Origin of the sequence: Sphingobium sp. CCH11-B1 (assembly GCF_001556865.1) — a bacterium.
Classification (GTDB): domain Bacteria; phylum Pseudomonadota; class Alphaproteobacteria; order Sphingomonadales; family Sphingomonadaceae; genus Sphingobium.
On sequence record NZ_LSJY01000169.1, the window covers coordinates 62541 to 86323 of the forward strand.

Sequence of the window (23783 nt, forward strand, 5' to 3'; positions counted from 1 at the left end):
TTATGCGAAGAAGTCGACAGGTTTTGTCGCCTCCTGCTTCCAGCCCGTAAGACCGTCGCCTGCCGGTTGGGCTCCGAATGTCACCATGCTCTGGATTATGGAAGCAACGGTCTGGTTGATCCGGGTCGGGTCTGAAGGCGCAAAGGGCTGTTGATCCGCCACTTTGTCGAGAGTCTCGCTTCCCTCGCCCGCGAAGAGCTTCACGATGGCAGGGGGTGACTCGGATATCCGGATCAGACGGTCGCGGCCTGGGGAGTTGGTTGCGAGATCGGCAAAATTGCTAAAGCCATCTTCAAGGGCTGTCGCGAGTTGGTCGGCCGCCGCAAACGGGTCGATAATCCCTGCATCGGCTTTGTTCGGTATGCCACCGTCTGGCAACTCGTTCACCACGGCAGGAGAGGTGCTGGAGAAATAGGTGAGGGCGGCATCGACGAACTCGGCCGCCGAACCGTCGGCGCGGGTATAGCTGCCCTTATTGACGATCACGGTCTCGCCGAGGTCAAATTTGCCCTCAACGGCGGTGCCGGCGAGATTGATTGACTGAACACCTGATCCGTCGAGCGTTGTGATCTCGCCGTCATCGACCGTTCCGTCGCCGTTCCGGTCCTGCCAGATGCGGAACTGTGCGAAGCGAGCGTCGGTGCCCGATAGGATGCCATCGGCGTTGCTGTCGAAAGCGCGCAGTCCTGCAAGGTCGCTGGCCGCACCGGGCAGGTCGTTCACGAAGCTGAACTCGCCGGCATTGCTGAGCGTACCGTCGCCGTCGCGGTCGAGGAACAACATGCCCTCGCCGGCGCCCATCCAGCTGGTGTCGTCGGCAATCCCGTCGGCATCCATGTCATAGGCAGCACTGCTAGCCAACGCGGATACCGTCGTCACCCCGCCACCATCGAGATCGAGGAGGATGGGAGCAGCCAAGCCAATCTGCACGCCGTTCTTGAATTCGGCGATCTCGACGCCGGTCAAGGTGTCGGTGCCGTCATTGCCGTCCTGGGAGGCGGCGTTGTCGACGATCTGTATGTTGCCGCCCACAGTTGAGATCGAATAGGTTGTAGATATCCCGGCGAACACGCCAATGTCCGATCCGGCGCCACCGTTGATCACATCGTTGCCTGCGCCGCCCGTCAGCCGGTCGTTGCCGCCGCCGCCATTCATCGCATTGGCCGCCGCATTGCCGATGATGACGTCATTACCTGACCCCGTCTCCACATTCTCGAAATCATACACGCCATCGGTCTCCGCGCCCGAAGTCGCGGAATTGGCGCCAAGGTTGACGACCCAGGCCGCCGTTGCGGTGGCGTAGGACAGGGTATCTGTCCCGCCTCCGGCATAGACCATGTCATTGCCGGTTCCCGGGGCAATGAAGTCGTCGCCGGCGTCGCCGGTGACGGTGTCGTTGCCGCCATCGCCATAGATCACGTCATTGCCATCGCCGCCGTAGATGCTGTCATTGCCCGCGCCGCCAGCAATCTGATCGGCGCCTGCGTCACCGGTGATCGTATCGTTGCCATCACCGCCATCGATGATGTCGTCGCCAATTCCGGCATAGATTTGATCCGTTCCTGCCCCGCCTGCGAGAATATCGTTTGCGTCGCCACCAGTGAGCGTATCGTCTCCTTCGCCTCCGTTCAGATTGTCCGCGCCGGTGCCGCCATTGAGCTGGTCGTTGCCCGCCCCGCCAAGGATCGTGTCGTTCCCGGCGTCCCCGTTGAGGATGTCATCGCCATCTGCGCCATCGAGCATATCGGTGCCGTCACCGCCATTGAGGCCGTCATTCCCGGAACCGCCCAGCAGGGTATCGTTTCCACCGCCGCCGTTCAGTGTGTCGGTTCCTGCCCCGCCTTCCAGTATATTGGCTGCGCTCGAGCCGGTCAGCGTGTCGTTGCCCGCGCCGCCGCGCACATTTTCGACATTCGTGATAGTGTCAGATTCGCCGCTTGCGACGCCCTGCGCGGTCGTGACGGCCAGGCTGATGCTGAGGTTGGTGGTGTAGGCCGAATAATCGACCCAATCGATGCCCGCGCCGCCATTGAGGCTGTCATTGCCGGCACCCCCGACCAGGACATCGTCGCCAGCGTCGCCCGTGATGGTATCGTTGCCGTCTCCGCCATAGAGCGTGTCCTGACCGTCTCCGCCGGAGATTACGTTCGCCGCGCTATTGCCGACGATCAGATCGTCACCCGCGTTACCGGAGATCTTCGTGATGGCGCTCAACGTCACGCTCGTAAAATCGAAGCTGTCGGCATTGTCGCTGCCGGCAATCGTGACGCCGCTATAGGTTCCACCCGAGATCGTCTCGATGTTCGAGAAGGCGGCGAGACGGATGATTGCATTGTTGGCGAGAGCCACGATGCTGTCCGTGCCTGCGCCGCCGTCGATAGTGTCGTTTCCGGCAGCGGTTCCAGTGAATTGGAACACGTCGTTTCCGATACCGCCCGACAAGTTGTCGTTTCCGGCAGACCCCAGGATGGTGTCGTTTCCGGCGGAACCAAAGATGGTGTCATCGCCCGTTCCGCCATCGATCCGCGTGATATTGACGAGCGTGGACGCGCCAAAGTCGAGTAGATCGTTATTTGCCGAGCCGCGGATATAGACGCCGGTGTAAATGCCGGCGGTGATTGTTTCGACGCCGGACAGGGACGTAAGGCCGATGGCGGTGTTGTTGGCCTGCGCAGCGATCGTGTCATTGCCAGTGCCGCCGTCCACGCCGTCATACCCGTCACCGGTCCCTGTTGCCTTGAACAGGTCGTCGCCGAGCCCGCCGCTGAGCGCATCGTCGCCGATACCGCCCACCAGCGTGTCGTTGCCGGAGCCACCGTTCAGCGTGTCATTGCCCGCGCCGCCCTGGATCGTATCCGCGGCAGCGGAGCCCATGATGACATCGTCGCCGTCAAGGCCGTTTATCGCGACGATCCCAGTCAGCGTGACATTGGTGAAATCGAGCGTGTTGGCACGATTGGTCCCCGTGACGGTCACGTTCGAATAACCGTTTGCCGAAATCGTCTGAAGTCCGACCGTCGTGCCGATCCGGAGCGCCTGGCCATTGAGGCCTGCGTTCAGCGCGGTGGGCTGATTGACGAACAGGAAGTCGTCAGCACCAAAGTTCGAGAGTGCAACATCCTCGACGACGATCGCCGGACGGCCATTGATTGCGATCTTCACGTCGTCCCCGTCCTGCGAAAGGAACGGAGCGAGGTCCGCGAAGCTGGTGAGACCGTCCGAGCCGTTGAGGAAAACGATCTTGTCGGCGCCATCGTGGAAGTCGCCGATCGTCGCCCAAAGCTCCTCCCAGGCCTCTGCCTCCAACATGGTCGAGTCGAACACGAAATAGTCGTAGCCCGCGCCGCCCATGGCGTAGTTCTGGGTACCAAACAACTCGATAACATCGTTACCGCGGCCGCCATAGACGCTGACTGACCAGTTGTCGGCCGTGACATAGTCGTCGCCGTCCAGGGCATCGACAGAGGCGCCGCTCGCACCGTTGCCAAGGATCCGTTCGCTCGCGCTGCCGATATTCTGCCAATCGCTCAGCATGCGCGTGGCCGTCGTCGTGGGCCAGGGAACCGCCCCTGTTGTCGGAGTCGGTCCGAAGCCGCCCGATGTTGCCCAGCTACCGAACATGAAGTCCGAGGCATCAAGGTCGGCAAGCGTGATGTCCTCAATGACGATCGCGGGCAGGCCCGCGAGGACAATGTCGACGTTCGCGCCGTTCTGGATCATGTGCGCCGCGAGCTCGGCAAAACCGTCGACGCCTCCCGTGCCATTGACGATGCCTATGCGATCTACACCATCTGTGAAGTCGGCGATGGTCGCCCATGTCTCCGCTTCACCGCCGGCGAGGAGCGAGAAGCCGTCGAAGATGAAGGTATCCGCGCCTGCGCCGCCTTCGCCAGAGCCACTATAGTACATGAACTCAAGGATATCGTTCCCGTCCTCGCCGTGCAGCGAAACGGCCCAGGCGTCGGCAGTCATGTAGTCGTCGCCGCCCAGCGCCCATATGCCAGCATTCTGCGCGCCGCGACCGACAATGCGGTCGTTGCCCTCGGTAAACTGGCTCCATTGCGAGGGCGTGTACTCGGGACCGGTCGGCAGCATGCCGACGACTAGTGTGATCGTGTCGCTTGCCGAAAGACTTCCGTCGCTGGCGGTGATGCGGATGCTGTAGTCGCCAAGCGCACCCGCACCCACGGTCCCGGTCAGATGGCCATCTGTCAAGCTCAGCCAGGAAGGCAGTGTCGAGCCATCGGTCATGCTTGCCGTATAGGTAAGTGCATCGCCATCGGGATCGCTGAAGGCGCCCGCAGGTATCGTTACATCGAGCGTCGCGCCGCGGATGGTGGCGACATCGCTAAGTGGCTGCAGCAGCACCGGGGCGTCATTCTCCCCGCTGGAGGCATCGAGCGTCAGGCGGAAGATATCAGAGACGGACAAGCTGCCGTCACTTGCGATGACCTCGATGTCGATCGCGGTGTAGCCTGCGGGCGGCGTACCAGTGAAGCGTGCGCCGTCGAAGGCGAGCCAGGAGGGCAGGGGATTTCCGCCAGCGAGGCGCGCGGTGAGAGACAGCATATCGCCATCGACATCGGTGAAGCTGCCAAGGGGCAGGGCCACATCGATCGCATTGGCGCCTGAGAGGCTCACATCGGGCAGCGCAGCGATCAGGACCGGCGCATCGTTGACCGGGCTTATCGCGAGCATGAAGCTGTCTGCAACGCTCATTGTGCCATCGCTTGCGGTAACGCGGATCTCCAGCGTGCCATGGAAATTAGCCGGAGGCTGGCCGGTGAAGCGGCGGGTTGCCGCATCGAAGGCGAGCCAGGAGGGCAGGGCGTCGCCGCCGGCCAGCGTGGCGGAGAGAGCAAGCGCATCGCCGTCCACATCGGCGAAGCTACCGGTAGGCAGGAGCAGGTCGATGGCCTGGTCCTCTGCGTACTCATGATCGGCGATAGGCGTCAGCACCACGGGCGCATCGTTGACGGGCGTGACGGTGAGCAGGAAGCTGTCGGTGACGCTGGCACTGCCATCGCTTGCCTCTACCGTGATCTCGATGGACCCATTATAGTTGGCAGGCGGCGTTCCGGTGATACGTCCGCCTGCGAAAACCAGCCATGATGGTAGCGGCGCGCCGTCGCCAAGCCGTGCGCTCAAAGTGAGCACATCGCCATCCATATCGCTGAAGCTGCTGGCCGGGACGGCGATGTCGATCGCCATGTCTTCCGCGACAGACACATCTGCCAGCGTCTGTACCACAACAGGCGCATCGTTGACGGGATCGATGATCAGGCGGAACGTGGCGCTCGTCGAGAGTAACCCGTCCGATGCGGCGACGACGATATTGAGGAGGCCGTTGAAGTTGGCAGGCGGCTGACCGGTGAAGCGGCCGGCATCGAACTGCAGCCAGGACGGCAGCGGATCACCCGAGGCAAGGGTGGCGGACAAGGTCAATGCATCGCCATCAACGTCGCTGAAGGCGCCCGACGGAATCGTGAAGTCGATGGCCTGGTCTTCGAGGTTCTGTCGATCGACCAGGGCAAGAGCCGCGACCGGGGCATCGTTGAGCGGCGTGATTGTGAGCGCGAAGGTGTCGGCGGCACTTGCGTTGCCATCACTCGCCCGGACCTCGATTTCGATGGTCCCGTGATAGTTGGCAGGTGGGGTGCCGGTGAACCGGGCACCATCGAATGATAGCCATGCCGGAAGTGGTGAACCGTCACCCAGATGGGCCACGAGCGTGATCACGTCCCCATCGATATCCGTAAAGATTCCGGTCGGGAGCAGCAAGTCGACCGGGCTGTCCTCGCTCGAGGCCATGTCTGCGATCGGTTGCGCCACCATGGGCGCATCGTTGGTGCCTGCAATCACCAGATCGAACGCGTCGCTGACGCTGCCCTGGCCGTCACTCGCGGTGATGCGCAGGCCCAGAATGCCATTGAAGTTTGCCGGCGGCTGTCCTGAGAGCACACCATTTGCGACGCTAAGCCAGGCGGGCAGCGGGCTGCCGTCGGCGAGAGTGACCGAGAAGGTCAATGCATCGCCATCATTGTCCGTGAACGCACCGGTCTGAAGGGCGAAGCTGAAAGGCTGGTCTTCGGTTCCCGACAGGTCGGCCAGCGCCTGCGTCAGGACCGGAGCATCGTTGACCGCATCGATGACGATCGCAAACTGACGGATGACCGTAGCCGTCTGGTCCGCCGCCAGGATTTCCAGGGTTACTGTACCATTGAAATTGGCCGGCGGCGTGCCGGTGAACGTCCTGGTCTGGCGATCATAGGCAAGCCAGGATGGCAGAGCCGCGCCGCCGACACCGCGGACTTCGACAAGAACCGTGTCGCCATCGGCATCTGAAACAAGATTGTCGGGCAAGGTCGCCGTGAACGGCTGGTCCTCGGTCCCACGCAGGGCAGGGATCGCGCCGATCACTGGCGCATCGTTCACCGCGGCGATCGTGACCGCGACCCGGGCGATGTCGGTGACGCTGGCGGAATCGGTGACTTCATAGTCGAACCAGGCATCGCCGTTGAAATCGGCATCGGGCGTGATGATGAGCTGGCCGATGCCATTGGTGGTAACCGTCAGGCCGTGCGTGTCGACGATGCGGCTGAAGACAAGGGCCTGGTTGTCGGGCTCGATGTCATTCTCAAGCAGTTGGGAGATGAACAGCGTCAGCGGCGGCTGATCTTCGCTGAGCGACAAGGTGTCGTCGCCCGCGATCGGCGCGTCGTTGACCGGCAGGACCTCAATCTCGACAGTGGCCGTGACCGGGAATCCGGAGGCGTTCGTGATCGCATAGCTGAGCAGCAGCGTGCCATGGAAGTTTGCCGCGGGCGTGATCCGATACTGTCCGTTCTCGAGTGTCGCGATCGAAGCATCGGCCGGCGCGCCGATGAAGCCGAGGAAGGTGATCGTCTCGCCTTCAGGATCATAGTCATTCGCAAGAAGCTGGGCCGGATCGATATCGATATAGGTGTCTTCGAGCGTGCCGAACCCATGGTCGGACACTGCGATCGGAATGTTGAACTCCGGCAGGATGGTGAGGGACACTCGGCCGATGCGATCTGCGCCATGCGCGTCGGTGACGCGATAGGAGAAGGCGGCGTTGCCAAAATAGCCCTCGCGGGGCGTGAAGACGGCGGTGTTTCCGACCATGGCAACGGTGCCATTGTCGCCATCGAGCAGTTCGACGATTGCAAAGCTGTCGCCCTCGATGTCACGATCGTTGGCAAGAAGCGTAGCCAGGTCGATGATGAGAGCCGTGTCCTGGTCGCCGACGAACACGCCTTGCGGATTGTTGCCGGTGCCCACGCCATCGGAATTGGCGTAGGGGGCATCGTTGACCGGTGCGATCTCGAACGAGAAGGTCCCGGTGCTTGTCAGACGGCCGTCCGTGATCGTGTAGCGGAAGGTCGCGGTCCCGCTGGCATTTTCCTTGGGCACGAAGCTGTAGCGTCCACCTGGCAGGCGCTGAATGCGGCCCAGGTCGCCGCTTGTCTCAAGCGAGACGAGACTGACCGTATCGCCGTCAAGGTCGCTGTCGTTGCCGATCAGGTCGGCGGCTGTGAATTCGAACGGCGTATCCTCGTCCGTGCTGAACAGGTCGGCCACTGCGGTCGGTGCATGGTTGGTCGATTGCACATTGATGGTGACGGTGCCGGTCCGTGCGCCATCGACATCGTCGTTGATGATATAGTCGAACCCGGCCTGCCCGCTGAAGTCGGCGTCGGGTGTGAAGACGATCGTCGTGCCGTCGAAGTTCAGCGTGCCGTGAGCGGCATTGAGGACTCCGACGAGGCGGATAGGATCGCCATCGACGTCATGGTCGTTCGCCAGGAGCTGCGCTGGCGTTATGACGATCGGGGTTTGCTCGAGCGTCGAGAAGCTGTCGGGGCCGGCATAGGGCGCTTCGTGACGCCCTTCGACGGCGATCTGCACGGTCGCGCTGCTGTCGCCCTGGAGATCGTCGGTGATGACGTAGGAGAAGCTGTCCTCGCCTGACCACCCCGCCTCTGGCGTGTAGGTGACGCTCGCCGCCAGCTTGCCGTCGAACAGATGCGTTCCCGATGCGCTGTGGCTGTCGCCGCCGGTAGTCGCGGTCCAGACGATGTCGAAGCTTCGGCGCAGATCGAAGGGAACCGTGGCGGTGACAAGGCCGGTGGCGCTGTCGACGTTCATCCATACGGGCAGGTCGGATCCGTCCGCCAGCTTCGCCGTCCAGGTCGCCCCAGGCGCTAAGAGCGCGGCGGGCGGGCCATAGGTGACGATGCCGTCATGGATGACGAGCGTGCCATGGCCGGCCGCGGAAACTGCCTTGACGCGCAGATAGTCGCCGTCGTCCTCGCGATCGTTGGCGATGAGGTCCATCAGCGCGAATGTCAGAGGCTGGTTCTCGATGGTCGCCAGCGTATCGGCAACTGCATCGGGCTTCTCGGCGGTCGGAAGCACGTTGAAGATGATGGTCCCGCTATTGTGCGAGATGCCGCCCTTTTCGTCGATCGTCGTGTAGCTGATCGCGATCGACCCGTTGAAGTCCTCCGGTGCGGAGAGGTCGATCTGCTCGCTCGACGTGCGGATGCCGATGCCATTGGTCCCGCCGTCCGCCAGCGTGAAGCCGCTATCGACAACCACATCGGTGAGGATCGAGAAGCTCGGCAGGCTGCCATTATTGCCGGCGACGTCGAGGCGTACGCCCAATGCACCGACATAGGCCGGCGGCGGGGTGCCGTCGAACGCAAGCGTTCCCTCGTTGAAGGCAAGCCAGTCTGGTAGCGGCGCTTCGCTTTCGCGTTTCGCCGCGATGTCCGCAGCAGAGCCAAGGTCGATCGCGAAGAGGCCCTGGGACTTGAAGAAGTCGCTCTGCTGGAGGAGCGCGTTGATCGCCGGATCGAGCGGCGCGGCGGGGCCGATGACGAATTCGAGGGTGAACCCGCGCTTCGCGGCTGAATAGCTGCCTTCCGGCACGACAGGGGCGTCGGGCGTGAAGCTCAGCTGGAGGCGAACCGGCTGCTCATTGGCGTCGGGCGTTTCGCCCGTCAGCGCCAGGGTCATCGTGTCGACGTCGAACTCCAGCCATTCAGGCAGCGGTCGGCCGCCTTCCAGGCTTACGGAGAAGCTGCCATGGCTCACATCGAAGAGGGCCAAATCGCTTTCATAGGCAATGCCCGTTCCCAGCGAGGCCGGGTCGATCGCCAGCGTGTCGGTGAAGACGCTGGCCGGGTCGCCGGCTTGCGCCCCGGGCTTGGTGAAGTGGAGCACGACATCGAGCGGCATAGTGACGCCGGCTTCCGGTGTGCCGGCGAAGCGCAGAGTGGCGGGATCGAAGATCAGCCAGGACGGCAGGGCATCGCCATTGGACAGTGTTGCCGTGACGGTTGCGCCCGAGGGGAGATTGTCGGCGCCGAAGGCGATCTCGCTGTGATGCGCCTGGCGGACCGTGAAGCCTGACAGGACGGTGTCCTGCACGGACAGGCCGTTAGCGAGGCTCTGGTTGTTGCCGCTGTTGAAAGTGAAGCGCTGCACGTAGCTGCCTGCGGTCGGGTCCTTGAGGATCACGCTGATGGTCGCTGTCGAGCCTGCAGGCGCCTCGCCGGTGAAGGTCATGGTCGCGGCGTCGAAGCTCAGCCAGCTGGGTAGATCTTCGCCGTTGGCTTGGCGTGCGATGACCGTGTAGTCCGCCGAGAGATAGCGGGTATCGAGCACGCCCTGCACACCGGCGCTGCGGAAGAACAGCACATCGCCTTCGGGTTCGACATCGTTGCCGAAGGCTTCGGCCGGGATGACGAACAGCGGCTGGTCTTCCAGGCCGGTCACGAGATCGTCGCGCAGGGTAGCGCCGTCGTTTTGCGGCAGGATGCCGATCGCGACATAACCCGTTGCGGTGCCGCCGCGGCCGTCGCTGATCGTATATTCAAAGCCCGCATTGCCATTGAAGTCGGGCCTCGCCTTGAAGACGATCTGGCCCAGCTCGTTAACGCTGACCTTTCCGTTATCGGCAAAACGCTCGACGCCGACGAAAGTCAGGCTGTCGCCGTCCGCGTCGCGGTCGTTTGCGAGCAGTGTCGCGGGATCAATGATGATCGTCTGGTCTTCCAGAATCGTGAACCGGTCGCCGATCGCCTGCGGGGCATAATTCGCCGGAAGAACATCAATGAAATAGGTGAGCGTAGCGCTGGCTCCGCGCTCGTCGATCACATCGAACGAGATGGCCGCCGTGCCTTCACCGTCGGGCGTAAATGCGATTGTCGCGCCGTCGAGGACCGCGGTGCCATTGAAGGCGGCGTCGCCATCGGCGGCTGCATGGAGGCCGACGAAGGTGATGGCATCGCCTTCGATGTCGTAGGCGGTGGCCATGAGGTCGGCGACGGCAATGCTAGTGGTCCGCCCGAAGCGGACATTTTGCTCAGACTCGCCGGAGCCGCGCGGGGCATCGTTGACCGCGTCGAAATAGAGTTCGATCGGCGCCACCGAGCGTGCACCCGACGGGTCTTCGAGGACGTAATTAAACCCGGCGAAGCCGTAAAAGTCGGTGCGTGAGATGATTTCGAGATAGTCGCCGGCTACGCGCGCCGACAAATTGGTTCCGGCCGTCCATTCGCTGCCATTGCCGTCATAATCGAACGGATCGATCGGGTTTCCGTCCGCGTCGACAAGCGGCGTGATTCCCACGACGCGCAAATCTTCCCAATCGTTGTCGATATCATAGTCGTTGTCCTTGAGGACGGTATCGATGCGAATGCGCAGGATTTCGTCCTCGACCCCGTGGAGCGCCGCATTGGTGTCGGGCACCGCGACCGGTGCGTCGTTGACGGCTGCGACATTGACCCGCACGCGGGCCGTGGATTCGCGGCCATAGGGATCGGCGACAGTATATTCGAAATAGGCCTGGCCGTTGAGGTTCGCCGGGGCCTGGAAGGCAATCATGCCGTCTTCGCGAATCCAGGCATTAGCCCCGCCGGTTCCGTTGACTGATTTGAGCACCAGTTGATCGACGCCTTCTTCGGCGTCGTTGGCGAGCAGCGTCGCGGGATCAACGACGGCTACCTCGTCCTCGACGCCGAAGAGATAGACGTCATCCTCCGCGTTGAAGCGGCCGATGCGTGCCAGATCCTCGATCTTCGCGCGATCCCAGACCGTACCATTGGCGAAGGCGATTTCCTCGATGCCACTCTCATTGCCGAGGAAGTGATCCTTGATCAGCATCGTATCGAAGGTGAGCACGCCAGCGACATTCTCAAGCTCGATCAGGAGATCGTCACCCTGGCGGACCAGCGAGACATCCTTGGGCAGCGCGCCCTCCTTAATCGCCACGCGATCGATATCGCTCGCAGCGCCCTGTTCGATGACCTGGTCATTGTCGCTGTCGAAGCCGAGCAGATAAGTATCGGAGCCAAAGCCGCCCTTGAGCAGATCCTCACCGTAGCCGCCATCGAACATGTCATTGCCGGTGGACCCGATGAAGCTGTCCGCAAACACTGACCCCAGCAGCATCTCGATGCTGACGAGCGTGTCGCCGTCGGCTTCGCCGGTCAGGCCCTGGCCCAGAGACAGGTCAACGGTCACGCCTTCCGCCGACAGCGAATAGTCGGCAATGTCCTCGCCTTCGTCGCCGATCAGCGTATCGGCGCCGCGTCCACCGATGAGGACGTCGTTACCCGCGCCCCCTGAGAGAATGTCGTCGCCGCGGCCGCCTTCGAGCCGGTTGTTGCCGGCATCGCCCTCGATGGTGTCGGCATAATCGGTGCCGATGACGTTCTCGATGCTGGTTAGCGTATCACCGGTCGCGTCGCCGCCCGAGGCTGTGCCGTTCGCCAGCGAGATGGTTACGCCTTGCGTCGAAGGCGAACTATCGGTGGCGTCGAAGTAGCTGGCCGTGTCGATGCCGTCGCCGCCATCCAGGATATCCGCGCCGACGCCGCCGTCGAGCGTATCATTGCCAAGGCCGCCGATCAGCATGTCGTTGCCGGCACGACCTTCGAGCCTGTCGTTCCCGACGCCGCCTTCCAGGCGGTTGTCGCCGGCGTCGCCACCGAGCTGGTCGTTATAGTCGGTGCCGACAAGGGCTTCGATGCCGACATAGGTGTCGCCTGCGGCTGTACCGCCCTGGCCGACCCGCGATTCAAGATCGGCGCGTACACCGACGTTGGAGCCGGCGAAGAGCACGGTGTCGAAGCCCGCGCCGCCGGTGATGTGGTCGGCGCCGAAGCCGGCGTCGATGATGTCGTCGCCGTCGCCCGCATCGATCACATCGTCACCATCGCCGGTCTCGATCCGGTCGTTGCCGCCGAGCGCGAGAATGAAGTCGTTGCTGTCGAGGCCCTGGATCAGTTCGTCCTGCGCATTACCGACGATATAGTCGACATAGCGGCTGCCGCGCAGCGTTCCGTCATACACTGCCTCAACCGTGGCGTGGACGAAGCCGGTATCCTCAAGGCCGGTCGGGTCGGCGATGCGATACTGGATCGTCGCTTCGCCCGAATAGCCGGGGTTGAAGCGTATGACGACAAACTGCTCGCCAGAGAAAGTGACCACCTCGGCCGTGCCGATGCTGACATGGTTGCCCAGCGCCAGCGCAACGGGGTCGAGCACTTCGTCAATGCCCACGAAATGGGGCAGGGGCCCGCCATCTACGTCGTAGTCATTGGCTATGAGATCGGAAACGCGGAGAACCAGCGGAACATCGAGAGGCGTGGCGAAGTCATAATCGTCGACGACGGTCGGGTCGTCGGGCTGGGCGATGATCGTGAGATCGACATAGCCCTCGGCGATGCCGCCTTCGACGGTGTCGTCGGTGATCTGGTAGAAGAAACCGGACGATTGGGTGGCATTCGGATTGGGCGTGAAGAGGATATTGCCATCCGCGTCGAATTCGAGCGTGCCGTTGAGATCATGGTCGGGCCGGAAGCCCAGGAACCGGAGCGGATCCCGGTCCATGTCGCTGTCGTTGGCGAGCAGCACCGAGATCGGAATGGTTGCCGGCACGTCTTCAAGGACGTCGACAAAATCGTTCCGGGCCACCGGAGGGCCATCGCTCACATTGTCGAACCAGAGCGTGACCCTGCCGTCGTCGACCGCCCCTTCGAGATCGGTGACAAGATAGTAGAAGCTTGCTTCGCCCCAGAAATTTTCGTCGGGCGTGAAGATAATCGTTCCATGGTCGGTAAATGTGATGTCGCCGTTGACCGCGGTCGGAACGCTGCTCTGATCGGTCGCGAAGGTGAGGGTAAAACCTTCGGGATCGAAATCGTTCTTGAGCAACTCCAATATCGGGATCTCGATCGCCACGTCTTCCGGTCCGCGCAGGAACTGGAGGCCCGGCCCGGTGTAGCCGTCGTTGCCGGCCACGGGGCGATCGTTGACCGGTTGATAGGCGATGGTCGCGCGGGCCCAGGACATGCCGCCCTGGCTATCATTCACGCGATAGTCGAACCAGGCATCGCCGTTGAAGTTGGCGGACGGCGTGAAGAGGATTGTCTGGTTGGCGAGAAGCTGAGCAATGCCGCCATGGCTTGTTCCGATGGCATCGATGACGAGCGGGTCATTGTCCGGGTCCGTATCGTTCGACAGCAGCCCGGGCACGATGGCACCGTTCACCTCCTGGGCAAGAGCGTTGAGAATAATCGGATTATCTTCGAGGATCGGATCTCCGCTCTGGGTCGTCACGATAAGATCGCTATTGGCAACCGGCGCATCATTGACCGATGCGAAGCTCAAATTAACACGTCCGATCGACGTTGCGCCCGACGGGTCCTTGACGATGTAATCGAAGTGAGCATTCCCCCAGAAATAATCGCGCGGGATGACCTGGATCAATCCGTCCGCATCAATGCTGACTGTGACGTCAGCATTGGAGAGAACGGACTGAAGGGTAAGGATGTCGCCATCGGCATCGCTGTCGTTCGCCAGCAGAGCAAGCGGATCGATGGTGAGGGATTCGCCTTCTACACCCTCTATCGTACCGTCATTCTGAGCGACTGGCGCGTCGTTGACGGGCGTAACGGTGATATAGACCTTGGCGCTCGCGGAGCCGCCTTCCGGCGTGTTCGCGACATAGGTGAATTCGGCGGTGCCGTTGAAATTTGCGGTGGGATCAAAAGCGATGTTGCCGTCGCTGGAGAGCGAGACGGTGCCGCCAACTGCACCATTGACCTGTCCGACGATCATCCGGTCACCGTCGAGATCGTTGGAGAGCAAGCGCTCTACGCGAATATTGAGCGTGCCATCTTCCGCGACGGTAAAGCCGCGATCCTCGATTGCCGTTGCGACAGGACGAATGCGGATATCGACTTGCGCTGTATCGAAAGCGTTGCGTCCGTCCGTGAGCGTGTAGGTCAGCGTGGTCGGACCGTAATAGCTGCTGCTGGCTGTGAAGAGCACATTGCCGTTCGCATCAAGCGATGCGGTACCGTTGGCGCTGCCATCGACCGAGACAATGTGAATGGGGTCCCCGTCGGCATCGAGGTCGTTCTGCAGCAATTCGCTCGCAAGGATGGTGATCGTCTGGCCGGCGATCAGGGTGTAATAGCCGTCGTCGAGCGCCGCAGGCGCGCGGTTGTCGACGAGATCCCGCATCGCCGCCTTGGTCCATTCGACGCCATCGGCGAAGCGGATGATCTCGACGCCCTTGCCGTCGGCGGCCAGCGCATCAATGATCGTCAGGCTGTCGTCCGTCGATGAGGTGAAGCGGATGATGACCGACTCGCTGCCGCGGAAGAGACGCGATACCGACGCTTCGGTAGATGCGAAATCGGCGATAAAGACTGCATCCACCGGCCCCGTCTGCGTCTGCTTGTCCTGGATGGTGTCATTGCCGCTGCCGCGAGCGAACGCATAACTGTCCGATCCTTCCGCGCCGAACAGCTGATCGTCACCGCCACGAGCGGCGAAATTATCGGTGCTGTCGAACCCGTAAACCTTGTCGTTACCGGCCCCGTCGATGTCGGACAGCGCGCGGGCGCGCATGGTGTCGAGGTTCCAGACCGTGCCATTGGCGAAACGGATGGTGAAGAGGTTGAACGAAGCGAGCGCCCCTGTCAGGACGATCTGGTCCTTCCCGCCAACGAAATTGATGACGAGGTCGAGATTGTCGGGACCGCCGCGCGCAGTATTCGCGATATCGGCGGGGGTGAGGTCCTCGAGACGCAGGACGTCGGTATCAAAGCTGAATCCTTCGATCCGGTCTACCCCGTCGCCCGAGCGATAGACGAAGGTGTCAGCACCGCTGCCACCACTAATGATGTCGTTACCACGGCCGCCGGCCAGAGTATCGTTGCCCGATGTACCAGCGATGACGTCATCGCCATCGCTCTGTTGCGAGGCGAGAGCCGCGGCGCGAATGGCATTCAGATCGATGACGACGTTGCTGTCGGTGAGCAATACCCGCTCAATGCCCTGGAAGCCAGCGAGGCCGCCACGGATGACGATCTCATCGCCCGCCTGTGGCAGGCGGACGACGATGTCGTCGCTTTGCGGGGAGAGGCGCGCGAAGCTGAGGTCGCCGAAATCATAGCCCGAGATTTCGAGTACATCATAGACGGTTTCGGCCGCATCGAGGATTGTGTCGCGACCGTCGCCGCGCGCATAACGGTATGTATCGTCACCGCCATTGCCGATCAGCAGGTTGTTGCCCGGACCGCTGACGAGGATGTTCGCATCGGCGTCGCCGGTCTTGATGGTCGTGCTGGCGGTTGTAGCCATTTCGAGGAGAGTCTGGTCACTCCAAACCGTGCCGTCAGCGAAGCGAATGGCTTCGACCTTGTTGGTCATTGCGCCCTGGATCGTGATGCGATCGTTGGTTTCGCGGATCTTGAGGATAAGGTTCGCGCCGTCGGCGCTTTGCTCGACAATGATATCGCTTGGTGCAATGCCGGCGTCGAACTGGATCGTGTCCATGCCGCCGGATTCCATGATGAGATCCTGCCCATCGCCGCGTCCGAAGCGATAGATGTCGTCGCCCAGACCACCGACGAGCCTGTCGGCGCCTGCGCCGCCGCGCAGTGTATCACTCCCTGCGCCCGCGTAGATCTCGTCATTGCCGAGCCCGCCTGCAAGATCGTCGGCATAGTCCGATCCATAGAGGATATCGTCGCCAGCCGTGGGATCGGTCGCCATCGCCAGCAGCGTGGAGGCTGTCCAGACGGTACCGTTGGCAAACTCGACCGACTGGATTGCCATGGCGAGCGATGCTGCTTGACCGAGGTTGATCCGGTCGCCGGTGCCGGCGATGGCCAGCATGACCGTGGAGGCCCCGCGAACCAACTGGACATCCTCCGGCGCGATGTCGGCCCCGAACAGGAGACGGTTGACGCCGCCGCTATCGGAGATGCGATCCTGCCCATCGCCGCGATGGAAAAGGTAGACGTCGTCACCAAGACCACCGTTGAGGACGTCGTCCCCGCGGCCGCCCGCCAGCGTGTCGTTGCCGCTCGTGCCGGTAAGGGTGTCGTTGCCGCCCTGACCATCGATCGTCGTGATGCCGCCGACAAGGGTGACACTATCGTCACCTGCGGTCGTGACCACCGACCGGGCAAGGACATCGCTCCAGTTCCACGTCGTTCCATCAGCAAAAGCGACCTGCTCGATTTTGCTGGCGTTGCCTGAACCCAGCGCCTGGTTAAGCTTGATCCGGCCGCCGCCGTCGCTGACGCGCAATTCGAGATCGGTCCCGATCTGCACGACACTGACATCTGCGGGATCGATACCGTCGACAAACTCGATCCGGTCGTTGCCGCCGGCATCGCTTATGGTATCGCGGCCATCGCCGCGGGTGAAACGATAGAGGTCGTTGCCACTGCCGCCGGTGAGATTGTCATCGCCCCGACCGCCTTCGAAGACGTCGTCATCGGAGAGGGACAGGGTTTCCGTGCCGCCGAAGATCACATCGTCGCCGGTGCCGCCAGCAACGACATCGCTTCCCGCGCCGCCTGCCAGACGATCGTTGCCGTCCTGACCGGAAACCCAGTCATCGCCATTGCCCGCATCGACGATGTCGTTGCCCGTGCCCCCGGCGAGCTTGTCGTTGCCGTCATAGCCGTAGATCGTGTCATCGCCGCCAAAGCCGTAGATGCGATCGTCAGATGGGCTGCCGGCAAGGACATGACCATCGTCGGTGTCGTCGAGGTCGACGGCGCCATCGAGCGGGAAGGCATAGCCGTCGAAATTTTCGAGCGTCAGGCTGCCCGCGCTGACACCCTGCAGGCGCAGGATCGAGCGCGGCGTGGAGCCGCTCTCAGTGGTTTGAATGATTGTGTCGGCGCCATCCTGCTTCACAACAAGGAGACCGAGCTGGAAGGGGTTACCCGAATAGTAGTTGAGGAATTTGATGACGTCGCCCGTCGGACCGCCCTCGAAGTCGGTGATGACGTCTTCGCCTGAACCCATGCCGTAGCGGTTGATGTAGCGATAGGTGTCGCGGCCGCTGCCGCCCGTCATGACATCGATGGCATCGTCCGACGAGACATCCTCGAAGAAGTCCGCGCCATCCCCGCCGATGAGCGTGTCGGCGCCCTGGCCGCCTTCGAGCGAATCCGAGCCGAGGCCACCTTCGAGAATGTCGTTGCCGTCACCCCCGCGCAGGGTGTCGTCATTGCGGATGAAGGTCGAGATATTCGACCCGCGAACCTGCAGGTACCAGACCCCAGGAGCACCGAGGTTGCCATCTGTTGTGTCGAGTGTAACCAGGCCGCCTGCGGGCATGGGCAGGGTGCGCGTTTGCTGCGATGTGTAGAGACCAGGATAGCTGCTGCCACCCCAGGTGAGTTGCTCGTAGCGATAGGCGACATCGAAATCACCATTGCCCAGGACCTTGATCTGCGCCTGGAAGGCGTTGGGCGTGGTGCTGTTGCCATAGGCGCCGACATCATCCCAAGTGACCGTAATCGTGCCGCTGGCGGCGTCAAAATCGACCCAAACCTGGTTGCTGCCGGTCGAATTGCCTCCTTCGCTGGGGGCGAGCTCGCCTGCGCGCGTGTCGGCGTCCTGCGGCCAGACCAGAATGCTCATCGAGCCGATCGTGAGCGTGCCATTCGTCGAGATCTGGATCGCGGAGACCGCGGTGCCCTCGACGCTGACCGTGCCTCCATTGAAGCCCACTGGTATGCCGATCGTCTCGGATCCGTCGTCGCTGCGCGCGAGCACCGTTTCGCCAAAGCCACGCAGGCCTCCCAGCGTATTGACGAGGGCGTTAGAGGCTGGTCCGAAGGCTGCGAGGCCCTGTGCGATAAAGGGATCGCTTCCACCGTTGTCACCGATGATGTGGTCGTTGCCGCCACCGCCGGTCAGGAAATCGGCACCAAAGCCGCCGTCAATCAGGTCATTACCAAGGCTGCCTGTCAGCACGTCGTTGCCGTCTGTGCCGGTGAGCGTCCGATCCTCGGAGGAGGCGAACGTCATGCCGCCGAAGTTGGCGGTCGTGAGGTCACCCATATTGACGTTTTGGAGCACCAGCGCGGTACCGAAGACATAGCTACCGTCGCTATTCGTAGACAGAATGCTCTGAACGAGAACGTCGGACCCTTCCTGTTTGAGAAGAACGGATTCCTGCTCCAGCCCGCCGATGGCGGCCCAGTAGGGAACTTCGACGAAGTCGCCGTTCGCGCCAGCCTCGAAATCGGTCACGATGTCAGCGCCGGCGATTGTTGCGCTGCTTTCAGAGAGGACGAATGTGTCGCGGCCCGCACCGCCGGTCAGCACATCCGACCCGGCGCCGCCATCCAGACGATCTTCACCCAGGCCGCCTTCGAGGGTGTCGTTTCCGTTGCCGCCGTAAAGGTCATCAGCGTCGCGTGCGATGCCGGTGATGAGCTGGGTGCCACGGATTTGTACTGCCCATACCCCGGGCTCACCGGTGTTGCCGAGCGCGGTGTCGAGGCCGGCGGCTCCCTCAGACGGCAGTGGGAGGTAGAAGATTTCCCCCGATGGTGTCCAAATATAAGGCACCCGGGAATCTGTCCAGCGCAGGTCTTCGTAACGATAGATAATGTCGAACTGATCGTCGCCAAGAATTTTTATCTGGACCTGGAAGGCGTTTGGCGTGGTGCCATAATAATAGCGGCCGACATCATCCCAGGTGACGGTGATGGTGTTGGTTGCAGCGTTAAAGTCCCACCAAACCTGATTGCTGCCTGCAGAGTTGCCCCCGTCGCCCGGTGACACAGCGCCGGCACGCGTATCGATGTCCTGTGGCCAGATATTGAAGGAGAAGCTGCCCAGCGAAACTCTGCCATCGGCCACCTCGATTTCGCCAATCGCCGACCCGTCGACGGAAATTGAGCCGCCGTTGAAGTCTTCAGGGATGGCGACGTAGGAATAAGTATTATCCGCGCGCGCCATGGCCTGTTCGCCAAAGCCGAGCGGACCGCCGAGCGTGTTGATGAGTGCGCTGGAGAGTGTCCCGAAATAGCTGCCAAGATCGGGCAGGTCGGTCTGCGGGAGCCCGGGATCGCCGATCAGATGGTCATCGCCGTCGTAGCCGTAGATTGTGTCCGGGCCATAGCCGCCATCGATGAGATCGTTCCCCCGCCCGCCGTTGAGGCGGTCGCCGACCGAGGTGCCCGTGAGCACAACATCATCGGTGCGATAGATAAGAGCGCCGTTGAAATTCGCGGCGACCAGATCATTCGCGTTGACGTTCTCGAGGGTCAGAATGGTGGTGCTGATGTAGGTGCCGCTAAATTCGTCATAGCGTTCGGCCGTGACGATCGTGTTGGCGCCGTCCTGTCGAACAAGTGCCCCATATATGTTGTAGGAGATGTTAAAGGCGGACGAATAATCCAGCTCAATGACGTCGCCCTGCGCGCCGACCATGAAGTCCGTGATGATGTCGCCCTCGCCGGCGCCTGCCGCAGCGCCGATGTCGAACGCACTCAAGCCAACTTCGCCGCCGCCGCCGGAGCCGACGCCGCCATAGCCGATGACGAAGCGGTCGCGGCCAGCGCCACCCGTGATCCGGTTGGACTGGGTGCCGTAGGAGAGATTCCAGAAGATGTCGTCGCCGGCGCCACCATCCATCTCGTTAGCGCCGACGCTGTCCTCGAACAGGTCGTCGCCATCCCCGCCCAGGAGGATATCGTTGCCACCGCCGCCGTAGATTTCGTCGTTACCGTCGAGCCCGGAGATATGGTCGTTGCCGAGGCCGCCTTCGAGGAGATTGTCGCTCTCGTCGCCGACGATAACCTGGTTCTCGACCAGTTCGAAGTCATTGCCGTCGAAGTTCGCGAGCGTGAGATCAGCGGCGTCGATACCCTGGAGGCGGACCAGCGCGCGGGTGTAGCGGACCGAGCCATCGTCCAAGACGGCAAGTGACACAACCGCATCGTCGCCGTCCTGGGTGACGATGATCGAGCCGATGCCGGGGAGGTCGAAGTCCATGAGAATGCCGAGGATGTCGCCCTCGTCGCCGGCCGTGAAGTCGGTGATGAGATCGACACCGGTGGCTCCCGGCGCCTGCGAGGCGAGAATTTCGTAATAGTCGCGACCCTGACCGCCCGTCAGCGTGTCGCTTCCGTTGCCGGTGCCGACATCCAGGAATGTGTCGTCGCCCTCGCCGCCGTCGATCACGTCATTGCCGCCCGGTCCACCCGAGAGGATATCGCCGCCACCGAAGCCCTGGATGGTGTCGTCGAGAACGCCGCCCACGAGTTCGTCGTCGCCTTCGGTGCCGGTCAGGTCGAGGGGCTGGGCGAGGATCGTGGGCCGGTTATCGAGCTCGGTGAAATTGTCGAGCGTCAGGAGGCTGCCATCGACATCGGCGAGACGCAGGAGCTCGACGAGGGCCGAACTGTCGGTCCGGAAGAAAATGACGACATCTGCGCCCTGCTGGGCGAAGAGGATGCGTTGGAAATCGATCACCTCGAAATAGCCCGACCAGTTGCGGCTCGGCCGGAAGGTGATGACGTCGCCGCCCGCGCCGGCGGTGAAGTCGGTAATTGTCGAGATGCCAGCACTCCCCTGGACGGGACCATCGAGCGCAGGAACCCGAACGAGGTAGGTGTCGCTGCCACTGCCACCTATGGCGACTGCTACGGCATCGGGCTGTGACAGGTCGAAGACGTCGTCTCCGGCGCCGCCGTCGAGAATATTCTGACCTTCCGCATCAAGGAAGGTGTCGTTCCCGTCGCCGCCAACGAGGGTATCGTTGCCGTAGCCACCGTCGAGGATATCGTCCGTGGCGCCGCCGGTTAGAAGGTCGGCTTCGCCGGTTCCGTTGAGGCTGTCGCCGGTGAACAGAATCTCCGCGCGGTCGTCGAATTGCTGGAAATTGTCGCGAGTAAGGAGCGTGCCATCTACACCCTCGAGCCTGGCCAGCTCAAGAATGGCTGGAGCATCGGCGCGGTCCGGCTTGAAAAGGACGAGGACATCGTCGCCGTCCTGTACGAGGAGTACGCGCTCCCATGGGTAGAGGGCGTCGCCGCCCTCCACTGCACCGGCGCCGAACCCGAGCAAATCGCCGCCTTCGCCCGGCGTGAAGTCGGTGATGATGGACGCTTCGCCGGCGAACAAGGTCTCATTCTCGGAGGGCAGGAAGATGATGAAGGTGTCGCGGCCGCTGCCCCCTTCGATCGTGTTGCGAGTGTCCCAGGAGCGGCTGACGTAGAAAACATCGTCGCCGGCGCCGCCGGACATCGTGTTGGTGCCCTGAAGGTCCCAGAAACTATCGTTCCCGTCGCCACCGATCAGGATATCATCGCCGCCGTCGCCTGACAGATAGTCGTCACCCGCGCCGCCCTCGAGGATGTCATTGCCATCACCGCCAGAGAGGCTGTCGTCCTGGCTCGGGGGAAGACCGATGATCTCGGTGCCCCTGATCTGGAACGACCAGACGCCATCATCGCCCAGGTTGCCGGCGGTTGTGTCGAGGGCCAGATTAGCCCCGGAAAGGACGCGGATGTCGAGGTAACGGTCGCTGGTGCCGAGGCCAGGCACATAGTCCTGGGCCCAGTCGATGGATTCGTAGCGATAGGTGACGTCGAGTGAGCCGTCTCCGAGCAGCTTGATCTGGAGCTGGAAGGCATTGGGCACCGTTCCCGATGGAGAGGCGCCTACATCATCCCATGTAATGGTGATGGTCTGGCTTGCCGCGTCAAAGTCGTACCAGACCCGGTTTGTGCCTTGCGATGTGCCACCCGTGCTCGGCGTGAGGGCGCCGCCGCCATTGTCCACGTCCCAGGGCAGGACGTCGAACCAGTTGGACCCGAGCGCGGCGTAGCCGTTGATACCGACGGTTATGCTGGTGACGCTTTCGCCGTTGATCATGAGTTCGCCGCCGAGCGCGTCGAGGAGCGCGGCAGGTAGATCGATGACAAGTTCATCATCATTCCCGGCCGCCAGAGCCTCCTCGCCAAATCCCGCGGTTCCACCCAGGCCATTGAGCAGCGCGTTAGTCTGAACGCCGAAATAGCTTTGCAGCTCGGCCTGGACGGCGATCCAGCCGCTTGCACCCAGATCAGCGGGCGCATCGCCGACCAGATGGTCGTCGCCATCGCCACCCGATAGAGAGTCAGCCCCGGCTTTGCCGAGGATTTCGTCGTCTCCGGCCGTGCCTGTCAGATTGTCGCTGCCATCTGTTCCGACGATCGTATCGCCCGACGTCCCGCCGGGTTCCTCTCCACCAGGCTCCTCGCCACCGGGCTCTTCGCCGCCGCCGCCGGGTTCCTCGGTGCCGCCGTCGAAGATGACCGAACCGAAGGGACTGGTGTCGCGCTCGGGATAAAGGATCGCCTGTGCTGCGGCCTCGGAAACGATGTGACTTCGAAGGGTCGTATAATCCCAGAGCGTTCCGTCAGCGAATTGGATCTGATCGATATCTTCGCCGTAGATGCTGCCGCCGCCTTTGATTGTGACACGATCATCCTCACTACCGCGCAGGCGGATGACAAGATCGTCGCCCTTGACAGTGAGGGCTATGTCAGCGGCGGTGATGCCGGCGCCGAACCGCAGAGTGTCGACTGAGTTCCACGGGTTGGGGACCTCGATGGTGTCGCGGCCATCGCCGCGATCAAAGACGAAGGTCGCGTCACCATTGCCGGTGATGAGCGTGTCGTCGCCCTTGCCGCCGCTGATGGTCAGCGTGCGTTCGAACCAGACACCGAATTCAATGCGATCATTGCCCTCGGTGCCTTGGGTTGCACGAGCGAAAATCTCGGCCGCATCCCAGATAGTGCCATCCGCGAAAACAAACTGCTCGATCACGTTGTCGACGCGATCGATATAGTTGTTCTCGTTGTTGCCCATCCCCTCGATGGTCAGGCGATCGGAAGATCCAGCGATGGTGAGACGGATCGCGCCGTTCTCGACGCCCAGGAAAATGATGTCGTCGGGGGTGATGCCGGGGCCAAAGCGCAGCGTGTCGATACCGCCATCATTGTCGACGTTCGCATCGAGAATGCGATCCTGTCCGTCCCCGCGCCCGAAATAATAGGTGTCGCTGCCGCGGTTGCCCTCGAGACGGTCATCGCCTCTGCCGCCGGTCAGGATGTCGTTGCCGTTGCCGGTTTCGATATAGTCGTTGCCGTCACCGCCATAGATGTCCGAGCCGTTATTGGCAGCATCGGCCGGGACGATGATATGGTCGTCGCCATCGGTGCCCGGGATGGACGCTGCAAGCGTCGAAAGCTTTACGCTCGTCCCGTCGGCGAATTTGATCGACGCGATGATCCCGTCAACGCGTCCGATTGGATCGACTAGAGTGAGGCGATCGTCGCTGCCAGCGATCAGCAATATGATGTTGCCGGAAGCGTCGCGGCGCGCGGTGATGTCGCCAAGAGTAATACCCGAGCCGAACTCGATGACCGCGA

Annotated in this window: 1 protein-coding gene (only partly in view); it reads right to left on the minus strand. The window is 62.3% G+C overall.

The window, feature by feature from the left end:
* Window positions 1–23783: the 3' portion of a tandem-95 repeat protein gene (locus AX724_RS24590; protein ID WP_231736734.1), read on the minus strand. Its footprint extends 7279 nt past the window's final position; the window shows 23783 of its 31062 coding nt (coding positions 7280–31062); the start codon falls outside the window, past its right edge — the gene reads right to left on this strand; its stop codon occupies window positions 1–3.